A 13018-nucleotide genomic window follows, 5' to 3' on the forward strand; every position below is an offset into this window, starting at 1 on the left:
CCCGACCGGGCAGTATCGTTCACACAGTCCCCGCATAACGAGCGGTCGGCATGTTGGTTGGGCAGTTCCGAGGGCAGTAGTTCGCAGGGCAGTCGCAGTTGGCAGAGCAGACGGAGGATGCGCGATGACCACCCCGCAGGAGAGGGCAGCGGCGGCACGGAAGGCGGCGGAGGAAGCGGCGCGGATCGCGGCGGAGGCGGCGGCCGCCGCCGAGGCCGCGGAGAAGGAAGCCGCCGATCTGGAGGCGGCGGACAAGGCCGCGGAGACGGCTCCGGGGGGCGCCGGCAAAGCGAAAACCGCTGCCGCGGAATCTGATTCGGCCGCCAAGGACGAGGCCACCGCACAGGAGATCGCGGCGGGATACGCCATGGAGGGCCTGGCGCTGGAGCTGGGCGCCGTGATCGTCGGTGACACCGTGCATCCCGATGCGCGGGTGCGAATCCCGATGAAGACCATGAACCGCCACGGCCTGGTCGCGGGCGCCACCGGTACCGGTAAGACCAAGACCGTGCAGGGCATCGCCGAGCAGCTGTCGGCGGCGGGCGTGCCGGTGGTGCTGGCCGATATCAAGGGCGACCTGTCGGGTCTGGCGCAGCCGGGGCAGGCGAACGACAAACTGCTGGCCCGCGCCCAGGAGACCGGCGATCCGGACTGGAAGCCGCAGGGCTTCCCGTGTGAGTTCGCCTCCCTCGGCACCGGCGGGATCGGTGTGCCGATCCGCGCCACCATCACCTCGTTCGGCCCGATCCTGCTCAGTAAGGCGCTGGGGCTCAACGAAACCCAGGAATCCACCCTCGGCCTGATCTTCCACTGGTCGGACCAGAACGGCTTGGCGCTGCTGGATCTGAAGGATCTGCGCGCGGTCATCCAATACCTCACCAGCCCGGAGGGTAAGGAAGATCTCAAGGGCATCGGCGGCGTCTCCGCGCAGACCGCGGGTGTGATTCTGCGTGCACTGGTGAATCTGGAGGCAGACGGCGGCGACACCTTCTTCGGCGAGCCCGAGCTCGAGCCCGCCGATCTCATGCGCACCGCGGGTGGGCAGGGCGTCATCACCCTGTTCGAGCTGGGCGCGCAGGCCGCACGGCCGCAGATGTTCTCGACCTTCCTGATGTGGGTGCTGGCCAACCTGTTCCAGACGCTGCCCGAGGTCGGCGATATGGACAAGCCCAAGCTGGTGTTCATCTTCGACGAGGCGCACCTGCTGTTCAACGACGCCTCCAAGGCGTTCCTGAACCAGGTGGAGCAGACGGTGAAGCTGATCCGCTCCAAGGGCGTCGGCGTCTTCTTCTGCACCCAGCTGCCCACCGACATCCCGAATCCGGTGCTCTCGCAGCTGGGTGCGCGCATCCAGCACGCGCTGCGCGCGTTCACGCCGGAAGATCAAGCGGCACTGTCGAAGACGGTACGCACCTATCCCAAGACCGCCACCTACGATCTCGAAAAGGCGCTCACGTCACCGGGTATCGGTGAGGCCGTGGTGACGGTGCTGTCGGAGAAGGGCGCGCCCACCCCGGTCGCCTGGGCGCGCATGCAGCCGCCGCGCTCGCTCATGGACACCATCGGGGACGACGGAATCCGTTCCCGCGCACAGCAGTCCGCGCTGTACGGCAAGTACGGGACCACCATCGACGCGGAATCGGCCTACGAGATCCTGACCGCGAAGATTCAGGCGACCGCGCAGCGGCAGGCCGACGAGGCGGCGGCCAAGGGCTCGCGCGCGGCCAGGCCCGCCCCGCATGAGGATTCGATGGCCGAGAAGATCGTCAACAATCCCGCCTTCAAGAACTTCCTGCGATCGGCGGCCACCGCCGCCGGCCGCGAGATCAGCCGCAGCATCTTCGGCACCCGGAAGCGGTAGCTCGGCTCAGCGCCCGATATCGCGGCTGAGCAGATCGTCGATGGTTTCGCGGCGGATCAACTCCCGGCACCCGCCGTCGCGGACCGCGACGATCGGCGGGCGGCCGACGCCGTTGTAGGACGAGGCCAGGCTGTGGTGGTACGCCCCGGTGCACGGCATGGCCAGCACCTCGCCGGGCCGCAGGTCGGCGGGCAGCCGGACGTCGCGGGCCAGGATGTCGCCCGCCTCGCAGTAGCGTCCGGCGATGGTGGCGGTCATGTGTGGGCCGGTGGGATGCCGGTTGGCGACCACGGCGTCGTAGCGCGCGCCGTAGAGGGCGACCCGCGGGTTGTCGCTCATGCCGCCGTCCACGGTCACGTAGGTGTGGCCGTGCTCGACGTGTTTGACCGACAGCACGCGGTACAGCGTGATGCCCGCCCGTGCCACGATGGCGCGGCCGGGTTCGAGGGCGATGCGGGGCCGCGGGAAGCCGTGCCGGGCACAGGACGCGTCCAGTGAATCCTCGATGATGTCGGCCAGTTCGGCCAGGTTCATCTCGGCGTCGCCGCTGCGGTAGGCGACCGCGTGCCCGCCGCCGAGGTCCAGATCGGTCAGGGTGATGCCGAATTCGTCGCGGATGCGGGCCATCTCGGCGATCATGCGCCGCACCGCCTCGCCGTAGGGGAAGGTGTTGTAGATCTGCGACCCGATATGGCAGTGCAGCCCGGCCAGGGTCAGATTCGGTTGCCGCACAATGCGATCGACCGCCTCCATCACCGCCCGCCCGCCGATCGGGAAACCGAACTTCTGATCGGTGACTCCGGTGCGGACGGCCGGATGTCCGTCGATGTCGATATCGGGGGTGACGCGCAGCAGCACCCGCTGCGGCCGCGCGGCCAGCGCCGAGAGCAGCGTGATCTCGGTGAGCGAGTCGATCACGATGCGCCCGACCCCGCAGTTCACGGCCGTCTCCAGTTCGGCGAAGGGTTTCCCGTTGCCGTGCAGCACGATCCGCTCCGGATCGGCCCAGCTGGACAGCGCCACCGCCAGTTCCCCGGCCGAGCACACGTCCAGTGACAGCCCCTCGTCGGTGATCCATTCGGCCACCCCACGGGTGAGCAGGGCCTTGCCCGCATAGATGATCTCGGCGTCGGGGAACCGAGTGCGGTAGGCCTGACAGCGGGTGCGCACCTCGCCCTCGTCGAGCACATACGTCGGTGTGCCGTACTGATCGGCGATGTCGGCCAGCGCCACGCCGCCGACGGTGATGCGCCCGTCGGCGTCGTAGTGGGTTTCGCGTGGCCAGACCGCCGGATCGAGGCGGGGGACCATGCCCCCGTCGCGCAGCGACGGGAAGATCTCGAGCAGCGTCAAGACGTCTCCTGGTGAGAGCTCCCCGCTTTCTCTCATGCGGGGCCGACACCAGGACTACGCGCGATTCCGCGGTCCGGAATGTCCGGCAACGTCCCTTTTACGAGCACCCCGCCGATCTTGACGGTTTGCTGATCAGCTGCCGAGCTTCTTGTAGGCGGCGCCGGCCACCACCGAGGTGATCGAGCGCGGGCCGAACTGCCCGGCCAGGCTCATACCCTTGCTGATCAGGCCCGGGACCACGCGCATCTTGTTGCGGGCGAGCGCGTCGATGGTGATCTTGGCGGTGTGGGCGGCGGTGACCCAGATGAACTCCGGGATCTTGTTGCCCATCTCCTCCTGGTCCGGGTTGTCGGTGCGGACCGGGCCGGGAGCAAGCAGGGTGACATTGATGCCGGTGCCCTTGAGCTCACCGCGCAACGACTCGGAGAAGGTGTTCACGAACGCCTTGCTCGCGGAGTACGTGGTGTTGTTCGGAATCGGCATATTGCCCGCCGCCGACCCGGTGACGAGGATGCCGCCCGCGCGACGCTCCAGCATGCCTGGTAGTACGGCCAGCGTGAGATCGTGCACGGCAACGGCATTCAGTTCCATGATGTCGCGCTCGTAGTCCAGGTCCAGCTTGGCCAGCGGGCCGAAGGTGGAGACACCGGCGTTGTTGCAGAGGATGGCGATGTCCCGCGCGGCCAGCTCCTTGGCCAGCGGCGCGCGCTGGTCGCGGTCGGACAGGTCGACCGCGCGCACCTCGGCGGTGATGCCGTACCGCTCGGTCAGCCGCTGTGCCAGCTCGGCCAGCAGGTCGCCGCGGCGGGCGACGAGGATCAGTGAGTAGCCCCGCGAGGCAAGCTCTTCGGCGAGGGCGGTGCCGATCCCGGAGGAGGCTCCGGTGACGACGGCACGATTGTCGGCGGTGGGTACAGGCAGGCTCACGGGACCCGAGCCTACCGATGTTCGCGCGGATGGTGCGCTCGGCGTGCGGGTGGGGTGGACGAAAGGCGAACCACCCCACCCCCACGCCCGCGTTCACGCCGTTCAGCGCGTGTCCGGCGGGCGGATCAGGAAATGCCTGCCGAGATCAGGCGGTGCACTTCGAGATGAGGACGCTGGCCTGGGAGGGATCCGCGCTGCCCAGGCTCACCATCAGGGGGTTCGGGTCCGGGCCGCTGGCCGCGAGGGCATTGCGCTCGGCGGCGGCCAGGTTGTTGCCCAGGCCGGTGTACAGGCGGCCGTCGCGGTCCACGAGGGCGGCGCAGCCGTTGTTCCAGCGCAGCGCCACCACACAGTTGGAGTAGCCGCACTCGTCCATGGCGTCGGCGTCGGCGCGGCCCTGGTCGGGCGCGTTGTAGGCGTAGCCGATGGACCACTGGTCGCCGCGGTCGGCGACGGCGAAGGAGCCGTAGTAGTCGTAGGCGGCGTGCGCCGTTCCCATGCCGGTGCTCATCAGCGCGGCGGCGGCGGAGGCCACCGCACCGGCGGCGGCCTTACGAGACAGATGCATAGAGAATTTCTCCCCCAGGATCGTTGAAGCAAGTGCTCCGCGATCATGGCAGGGTGGTACGACATTCCCGACCATCTGAATCGGTTGGTGTATAGGTCATTTCGATTCCGGCCGGAAACGCCGTCCCGCGGCCGGTCAATTCCGGGGCTTGGGCTCCATGAAGGCGATGCCCCACTTCAGGTGACCGTGCCACACGCTGGCTATGCGCCCGCCCTGGACGGCGGGTTTGGGGTCGCCGATGGGGCCGCCCGCGGCGCGGACGGCGGCGACGGTGGCGTCCAGGTCGGGGGACAGGAAGGCGACGCCGGTCAGGGCGGGCGCGCGGCCGGAGGACACGGCCTCGATGAACGGTTCGCCGACCCGGTAGAAGGCCATCTCGGGGCCTTCCGGGCCGCGCGGGAAGAAGCGGCGGCGCGGCGGGATGCCCAGGACGGCGGTCAGATCGGTGACGGCGTCGTCCAGATCGGGCACCCAGTAGACGACGTGGTCGACGCTGGTCACGCCGTTCGGATGCGCGAGCGGGGAATCAGCTTCGGACGTAGTCGATTCCAGGTACGGGATGCCGAGTGATTCGGGGGCGGCATGGGTTTCGTCGAAGCCCCAGGCGGGCTCGCCCAGGGTGCAGGCGACGCGGCCGACCTGCACTCGGCCGCCGCTGATCGTGAAACCCAGCGCCGCCCAGGACTGCTCGTCTCCGGGCAGTCCCAGGCGGGTGAGGTTCGGCATTACAGGGCCGCAGCCAGGCGGGTGCCCTGATTGATGGCACGCTTGGCGTCGAGTTCGGCCGCCAGGTCGGCGCCGCCGATGAGGTGCACCTTCACGCCCGCGTTCTGCAGCGGCTCGTGCAGGTCGCGCACGGACTCCTGGCCCGCGCACAGGATCACGTTGTCGCACTCGATGACCTGCGGGCGCTGCCGCTTCTCGCCGAAGCTGATGTGCAGGCCGCGATCGTCGATGCGCTCGTAGTTGACGCCGCCGATCTGCTCGACGCCCTTGGCCTTGACCGCGGCCCGGTGCACCCAGCCGGTGGTCTTGCCCAGTCCCTTGCCGAAGGAGGACGATTTGCGTTGCAGCAGAACGACTTCCCGGGCGGCGGGGGAGGGCTTGGGGGTGGTGACGAAGCCGGGGACGGTGGGGTCGTCGGAGACGCCCCACTCTTCCTTCCACTCGTCGAGCTTGAGGCTGGGATGTCCTTCGATGGTGAGGAATTCGCTCACGTCGAAGCCGATGCCGCCGGCGCCGATGACCGCCACCTTCTTGCCCACGGGCTTGCCGTCGCGCACCAGCTCGGCGTAGGTGAGTACCTTCGGGTGGTCGATGCCGGGGATATTGGGGATTCGCGGCTTCACGCCGGTGGCCAGGATGACCTCGTCGTAGCCGCCCGCGATGAGCTGCTCGGCGGTGGCCCGGGTCTCGAGATGCACACGCACACCCGTGATTTCGAGCTGCCGGTTGTAGTAGCGCAGGGTCTCGTTGAACTCTTCCTTGCCCGGGATCCGGCGGGCGATGTCGAACTGCCCGCCGATCTTGTCGTCGGACTCGAACAGGTCCACGTGGTGCCCGCGCTGGGCCAGGCTGACCGCGGCCGATAGTCCGGCCGGACCCGCGCCCACGACGGCGAACTTCCGGGTCCGGCGGGTGGGCAGCAGCTTCAGTTCGGTCTCGTGCCCGGCGCGCGGATTCAGCAGGCAGGACACGGTTTTGGCCTGGAAGGCGTGGTCCAGGCAGGCCTGGTTGCAGGCGATGCAGGTATTGATCTCGTCCACCCGTGCGTCCTGGGCCTTGCGCGCCCAGTCCGGGTCGGCGAGCAGCGGGCGGGCCAGCGACACCAGGTCGGAGTCGCCGCGGGTGAGGATCTCCTCGGCGGTCTCGGGCATATTGATGCGGTTGGACGCGCACACCGGAATGGTCACGAGGTCCTTGACCTTCGCGGTCCACTCCACGAACGCCGCACGCGGCACCGAGGTGACGATGGTGGGCACCCGGGCCTCGTGCCAGCCGATGTCGGTATTGATGATGGTGGCGCCGGCGGCCTCCACATCCTGTGCGACGGCGGCGATTTCGTCCCAGGTCTGGCCCTTCTCCACGAAGTCGGCCATGGACAGCCGGAAGACGATGATGAAGTCCGGTCCGACCGCCTTGCGCACCCGGCGCACGATCTCGCCCGCGATGCGGCGGCGGTTCTCCGGCGAGCCGCCCCACTTGTCCTTGCGCTTGTTGGTGCGCTCGGCCAGGAACTGGTTGATGAAATAGCCTTCACCACCCATGATTTCGACGCCGTCGTACCCGGCGAACCTGGCCAGGTAGGCGCAGCGCGCGTAGTCGTCGATGGTCTCCTCGACGCCCTTGGACGAGAGCGCACGGGGTTTGAACGGGTTGATGGGGGCCTTGATGGCGGAGGCGGAGACGCTGGTCGGCATGTAGGAGTAGCGGCCCGCGTGCAGGATCTGCAGCGCGATCTTGCCTCCCTCGGCGTGCACCGCCTTGGTGATGGCGCGGTGCCGGTAGGCCTCGGTCTTGTTGGTCAGCTTGGCGCCGAAGGGCAGCAGCCAGCCGGTCCGGTTGGGGGCGTAGCCGCCCGTGATGATCAGCCCGACACCGCCTTTGGCCCGCTCGGCGAAGTAGGCGGCCAGCCGGTTGGTGTGCCAGGCCCGATCCTCGAGGCCGGTGTGCATGGAACCCATGACCACGCGATTGCGCAGCGTGGTGAATCCCAGGTCCAGGGGCTCGAACAGGTGCGGGTACGCGCTCATCGCTGAGAGCCTTTCGGTTCGGACGCCTGCGACCGGGCTGAGTCGCGCTTCAGGGCGTCGATTACTTCCTCGCACCAGTCGACGATTCCCTCCTCGACGCGGATGCCGCCGCGCAGGACGAGGTACTGGTGCAGCTTGGGGCCGGTGAGCTGATCCGGCGCGGGGTAATCCTTCTTCTCGAAGGTGCGGTACAGGTCGAGCCGGTGCGCGTGCTGGTCGCGGTGGCGCTCCACCTCGGCGGTGAGCGCGTCGACATCGCCGAGGGAGGCGGCTCGCAGCTTCACGCCGAGTTCATTGCGCATGGGTTCCAGGTCGGCGGGTTCGGCGATCCAGCGGATCAGTTCGGCCCGGCCGGCGTCGGAGACGGTGTAGACCTTCTTGTCCGGGCGGCCCTCCTGGGGCACGGTCTCCGCGATGACCCAGCCATGCTCGTCCATGCGCTTGAGTACGCGATAGATCTGCTGGTGGGTAGCGGCCCAGAAGAATCCGATGGATTTGTCGAAACGGCGCGCCAGGTCGTATCCCGAGCTGGCACGTTCGGTCAGCGATACCAGCAGCGCGTGTTCGAGGGCCATGTGGCCAGGGTAACTGGGACGAGACGTACTATGCAATTCAGTGCATAATGTGTCGGCGTGGTGCGGACTCGTCGGTGTGTCGGTTAACGCGGCCGGTCACGAACCTGATTTCAGAGCGAATCACCCGCCCAGGGTGCTGGGCGGGGATGGAGTCAGGGGAGGAAACATGCGTTCGGCATTCACGACGGTGGGGGCCGCGATGCTCATCGCGACATCCGCGGTGCTGATGACGGCCTGCAATGGCAAGGACACCACCGGGGCCACGCCGACCCCGGTGAGCGCCGCGGCGCAGGGCGCCGGCCACCCGGGCGACGCAGTCGCCTCGGGTGGCACAGTCGAGCCCGGTGGCATGAACTCGCAGGCGACCGTGCGCACGATCGGTAAGACCGGCTGGTACGAGGGCTTCGAGATCACCGTCGACAAGGCCACCGTCACACCGGACGAATTCGGCGGCGCGAAGGTGCGGGTGGACATCACCTACAAGAACACCACCACGAAGGACCAGACGCTGAGCATCGTCCCCGGCGTGCAGGTCGACGGCGCACTCGATCCCGGGGCCGGATTCGACAATCCGGACGTGCCCGGAAATGGCTCGGCCGCAGGCGATGTCACCACCTCGGTGAAGAAGCTGGACAATGCCGAGCACCTGCTCGACACCATCACGATCGTCTACGGCACGTCCGCGGACAATCAGACCCTGATCCCGCTGAAGACCGACGCGAAGGCCGACAGCGTCGCTCCCAGGACGCCGAACGTCTCGGGCAAGCTGGTGCAGGACCAGACCACCGTCGAAATCACCGGCGGCACACTGACTCCCAGCTACACCAAGGGTGACCGCAACAAGATGGATCTCGCCCTGCACATCAAGCTGGTCGGCGGCTCCGGCATCGCCGCGGGCGGACTGAACGTCTTCTACGAGTACTTCAGCATCAAGACCCCGGATGGCCAGAACGTGGTCGCCGATATCCGCGGCCCCATCAACGAACTGCTCAACCGCAACCAAACCATCGACAAGGCAGACAATGTCGTCGTGTTCGTGGTCCCCGCACCGGCCACCGGCTCCTACGTGATCAGCTACGACGCGACCAAGGGCACGAGCCCTGCCCCCACCTTCTCCTTCACCGTCAGCTGAAAACCCCTGCGCGCCCGGTTCTCTCCGGATCGGGCAGCTACCCGGGCGCGCTTGTTCACCGTTGTCGTGCTCACAGCCCGGCGGCGAAGACCCGAGCCGCCTCGAGATCACCGGCGTCCGGCCGCCCCTTGTTGACGCCGCCGACCACTCGCAGCGGAGCCCAGGTGTCGAACGCGCGAACCGAGAAGGTGTCGACCACGTCGAACCCCGCGCGCCGGACCAGCCGCGCCATCGGCCATAGTTGCGGCGGAAACCCACTGGTGGCGAACACGAATGCCCTGCCGCGCTCCGCTTTCGGCAGCGACCGCACGAACCCGCGCATCCGGGGGTGGAACATCTGGTTGAAAATCCCCGACCCGAACCCCACCAGGTCGTACTCCCCGAGTGAGCTCACCTCGACCTGCTCGGGCTCCAGGACCGTGGCCTCCAGAACCTCGCCCATGGCCTCCGCCACCCGCCGTGTATTGCCATGTGACACCGAAACACACACGATCAGGGCCTTCATCACAATGCTCCTTCGCTATCCGCATCGATCGGACATGCCTGGAGACACCACCCGAGTCTCGACCGTGACCTCGAAGCGGTGTGTCGGCCGTCATAGGGCTGGCACTCTTGGGCCGGTGTCGGTGTGGTGACGGCCAATTCTCGTGGTCATGGTTCCGTCGATCACTTTGGAACTATGGCATTTCATATATGTCGGGATGTGAATTCGGAGCAGACCGCCGGTCGAGTGCACTGTCGAGTTGCTTCCCGTGCCAGGTGCGGAGCCCGTCGCCGCCGGCACGCGGGACGCTGCTGATCGGGGCGTTGCCGACCGGCTTGCACGAGTGTGACATGCTGGTAGCGAGCACGGGTTGTTGATGTGATCGCTCGGCTCGCAACAGGGAGAAATAAAAAAGTATGTCGCAAGGCAGTGTGAAGTGGTTTAACGGCGAAAAGGGCTTCGGGTTCATTGCGCAGGACGGCGGCGGCCCCGACGTTTTCGTCCACTACTCCGAGATTGCCGGCTCCGGTTTCAAGACCCTCGACGAGGGCCAGCGAGTCGAGTTCGAGATCGGCCAGGGCCAGAAGGGTCCGCAGGCGCAGAACGTCCGCGCCATCTAGGAGCCGACGCAACACCTAACCCGCGCCGACCGGCGCGGGTTTCGTGCTTTTCACACCCTTTCACTCGGCGCTCCCGGACGCCGTTGTGGTTCCGGAGGACCGCTTCCGCCCCCACTTCTCCGACGCGAAACTCCCTCTCGTTCAGCAGATTCCGGCGCAGGGCTGGGAAGAAATCCCAGGTGGGTCAGCGGGCGGCGCGGGTGGCCAGGGCCGCGGCGCCCACCATGGTGATGCTCTGGGCGAGGGCGGTGACGCCGACCGCGTGGGCGGCGGAGAAGCCGGTGGAATCGGCCAGGGTCAGGAAGACCGTGCCGAACGAGGCGACACCGATCACCACGCCGAGCTGGACGCAGGTGACGAGGATGCCGCTGGCGTCGGCGGCGAGGGCGAGGGGGATCTTGGCGGTGGCGCGCGCCATGAGGGGGCTGAAGGCGAGGCCGTAGCCGATGCCCATGACGGCGAAGACGATCAGTTCGGCGGGGCCGATGTCGTGGCCGTCGCGCAACTGCAGACCCATGACAAGGGTGGTCACGGCCGCGATCACCAGGCCCGTAGGGATCATGACGCGGTGGAAGCGCGCCGGGATGCGCGTCCAATTCAGGCTCACCAGACCGAAAGTCACGCCGTTGGGCAGGAACAGCAACCCGGCGTGCAGGGCGCTGTAGCCGAGGGTGGACTGGAGATGGATGGTGAGGACGAAGGTCCAGCCGCCGAAGGTGCACATGAGCAGGAACAGGGCGGCGGCGGTGAGGACCACGCCGGGTGCGCGCAGCACCCGGTCGGCGAAGAGAGGTTCGCCGCCGCGCCGGTGCGCCCGCCGTTCCACCAGGGCGAAACCCGCGAAACCGAAGGCCGACGCGCCCAGGGCGATTCGGGTCCACAGCGGCCAATCCTGCTCGTGACCCAGCACCAGCGGCACCACCAGCAGCAGCACCGCGGTGGCGAGGACCGTGAGGCCGGCCAGGTCCAGTTTGCGGTCCACCCGGACGGTGGCACCCGGTAGCACCCGGGGCGCGACGGCCAGCAGCACCAGGCCGATCGGGACGTTCACGAGAAACACGCCGCGCCAGCCGGTTCCGGCGATGTCGCCGTCGAGGATGAGTCCGCCCGCGAGCTGGCCCGCGACGAAGCCGCTGGAGATGACGGCCGCGTAGGTCGACAGGGCACGGGCGCGGGTGGCGCCGGTGAACTGCCGTTGGATCAAGGTCATCACCTGGGGGACCATCGCCGCGGATCCGACGCCCTGCAGGAAACGGAAGACGATGAGCGCCCCGGAGTTCCATGCCAGCCCGCAGGCCAGCGAGGCGAGGGTGAACAGCGCCAGCCCGGTGACGAACAGGGTGCGCTGCCCGAACCGGTCACCCAGCCGCGCGCCGGTGACCAGCAGCACCGCGTACGCGATGACATACCCGGAGACGATGAGCTGCAGCCCGGAACCGGTGGCGTGCAGGGAGGTTCGGATGGAGGGGATGGCGACATTCACGATGGAGGCGTCGAGTACGGCCATGAATTGGCCGAGCAGGATGACGGTCAGGACTGCGAGGGGACGTCGGACCGTTACCGGGGCGGGAGCCGCCGCGGGTGGAGACTGGGTCAGGCTCTGTGTCATGGGAATCAGCGTGCGCGGTGGCCGAACCGGCGGACAGGAGTCTGTTTATACGGGTACTGGCACCACCTGGATACCCCTAGCGAATACCGTCACCATGGAGTCATGGTGTCAGCCTCGGGTTTCAGCGGCGTCGAGACAATCACGGAAGCGGCCGTGCGCAATGGCAATTCGCGGTCGGTGCGCAAGGCCCGGCGTGAGGAGATGTCGACCTTCCTGAAGTCGCGGCGGGCACGCATCCGCCCGGAGGATGTCGGCCTGCCCGCGGGCGCGCGCCGGCGCACTCCGGGGCTGCGGCGCGAGGAGGTGGCGCAGCTGGCCGGGGTGGGAATCACCTGGTACACCTGGCTCGAGCAGGGACGCGACATCAATTGCAGTGTCCAGGTGCTGGATGCGATCGCCCGGGCGCTGTGCCTGGACGGCGCCGAGCACGCGCACCTGTACCGGCTCGCCGACGTTCCGACCGCGCCGACGCCGATCACCGAGGAGTTGGTGCCCGAGGAGGTGCAGATCATCCTCGACCATATGCATCCGCTGCCCGCCGCCCTGTTCAGCGCCAAATACGATGTGCTGGCCTGCAATACCGCCTACTCGACGATGTATCCGATGTTCATGCGCGGCTCCCGGAACGTGCTGCGCAAGGTCTTCCTGGCCGACGAGTGCTGCACGCCCTACCCGCCCCACTCGGAGCCGGACCACCTGGCCCGCATGGTCGGCTACCTGCGCGCCGCGTACGCCCGCAACCTCGGCGACCCCGAATGGGTGGAGTTCATCGACGACATGGTCTCGGCGAGCCCGCAATTCGCGGAACTCTGGGCGCGCAATGATGTCGCCCTCCCGCTGGGCCGCACCCGCATCATCCGCAACCTCGCCGTCGGCGAACTCGAGATGTACATGACCAGCATGTCCCTGCCCTCCATCGCCGGCGCGTGGATGCAGGTCTGGACGCCGTCCGACCCCGAAGCCTGGGACAAACTCCACGCCCTGCTGTCCATGACGACCGAAGAGCGCCATCGCCCCTGGTCCGAGCACATCGAGCAGGCCCACGGCCGAACCCTCACGATCGACGACGGAGCCTGGGCGTGAGCGGTTCTCGCATGTGCGTGACGCGCGGGGTGTGCGGATGTCGCGCGGGAGGG

General features: G+C 67.9%; 12 protein-coding genes. 4 read left to right on the top strand and 8 right to left on the bottom strand.

All coding sequences use genetic code 11. The annotated features are described in order from the left end of the window. Positions 1-124 precede the first annotated feature (124 nt). Positions 125-1861, top strand: a complete 1737-nt coding sequence (locus ACQP1O_RS07390; protein WP_433565114.1) for a helicase HerA-like domain-containing protein — start codon at positions 125-127, stop codon at positions 1859-1861. 6 nt (positions 1862-1867) lie between these two features. Here ACQP1O_RS07390 and lysA read toward each other — a convergent pair whose 3' ends face one another. The 6 genes from lysA to ACQP1O_RS07420 form a co-directional block, all read right to left on the bottom strand. Beyond that, a complete protein-coding gene (gene lysA / locus ACQP1O_RS07395; protein ID WP_433565115.1) occupies positions 1868-3214 on the bottom strand; it encodes a diaminopimelate decarboxylase in 1347 nt (448 codons plus the stop codon). Between the two features lie 132 nt (positions 3215-3346). After that, a complete protein-coding gene (gene cmrA, locus ACQP1O_RS07400; RefSeq protein ID WP_354834405.1) occupies positions 3347-4141 on the bottom strand; it encodes a mycolate reductase in 795 nt (264 codons plus the stop codon). 145 nt (positions 4142-4286) lie between these two features. Continuing rightward, a complete protein-coding gene (locus ACQP1O_RS07405; RefSeq protein ID WP_433565116.1) occupies positions 4287-4709 on the bottom strand; it encodes a DUF4189 domain-containing protein in 423 nt (140 codons plus the stop codon). 135 nt (positions 4710-4844) lie between these two features. Continuing rightward, positions 4845-5435 carry a VOC family protein gene (locus tag ACQP1O_RS07410; RefSeq protein ID WP_433565117.1) on the bottom strand — a complete coding sequence of 197 codons (591 nt, stop codon included), beginning with the start codon at positions 5433-5435 and terminating at the stop codon, positions 4845-4847. After that, complete coding sequence (locus ACQP1O_RS07415) at positions 5435-7462, bottom strand: FAD-dependent oxidoreductase (RefSeq protein ID WP_433565118.1); 2028 nt, start codon at positions 7460-7462, stop codon at positions 5435-5437. The genes ACQP1O_RS07410 and ACQP1O_RS07415 overlap by 1 nt, the downstream gene beginning before the upstream one ends. Then, positions 7459-8037: a PadR family transcriptional regulator gene (locus ACQP1O_RS07420; protein WP_433565119.1), complete on the bottom strand. Its 579-nt coding sequence runs from the start codon at positions 8035-8037 to the stop codon at positions 7459-7461. Before ACQP1O_RS07420 ends, ACQP1O_RS07415 begins: the two co-directional genes overlap by 4 nt. A 166-nt stretch (positions 8038-8203) precedes the next feature. On the opposite strand from ACQP1O_RS07420, the gene ACQP1O_RS07425 reads away from it, so the two are divergent. Next, complete coding sequence (locus ACQP1O_RS07425) at positions 8204-9169, top strand: hypothetical protein (RefSeq protein ID WP_433565120.1); 966 nt, start codon at positions 8204-8206, stop codon at positions 9167-9169. Positions 9170-9239: 70 nt separating this feature from the next. Here the strand turns inward: ACQP1O_RS07425 and ACQP1O_RS07430 are convergent, their stop codons facing one another. Then, positions 9240-9674, bottom strand: coding sequence for a flavodoxin family protein (locus ACQP1O_RS07430; protein ID WP_433565121.1), 435 nt, complete (start codon positions 9672-9674; stop codon positions 9240-9242). 395 nt (positions 9675-10069) lie between these two features. On the opposite strand from ACQP1O_RS07430, the gene ACQP1O_RS07435 reads away from it, so the two are divergent. Continuing rightward, positions 10070-10273 carry a cold-shock protein gene (locus ACQP1O_RS07435; RefSeq protein ID WP_402767483.1) on the top strand — a complete coding sequence of 68 codons (204 nt, stop codon included), beginning with the start codon at positions 10070-10072 and terminating at the stop codon, positions 10271-10273. Positions 10274-10457: 184 nt separating this feature from the next. On the opposite strand, the gene ACQP1O_RS07440 is transcribed toward ACQP1O_RS07435, so the two are convergent. Then, a complete protein-coding gene (locus ACQP1O_RS07440; protein WP_433565122.1) occupies positions 10458-11882 on the bottom strand; it encodes an MFS transporter in 1425 nt (474 codons plus the stop codon). Between the two features lie 102 nt (positions 11883-11984). On the opposite strand from ACQP1O_RS07440, the gene ACQP1O_RS07445 reads away from it, so the two are divergent. Continuing rightward, entirely contained in the window at positions 11985-12965 is a 981-nt protein-coding gene (locus ACQP1O_RS07445; protein ID WP_433565123.1) for a helix-turn-helix transcriptional regulator, read from the top strand. Positions 12966-13018 lie beyond the last annotated feature (53 nt).

The sequence above is a fragment of the Nocardia sp. CA-151230 genome, from assembly GCF_050942175.1.
Lineage (GTDB): Bacteria > Actinomycetota > Actinomycetes > Mycobacteriales > Mycobacteriaceae > Nocardia.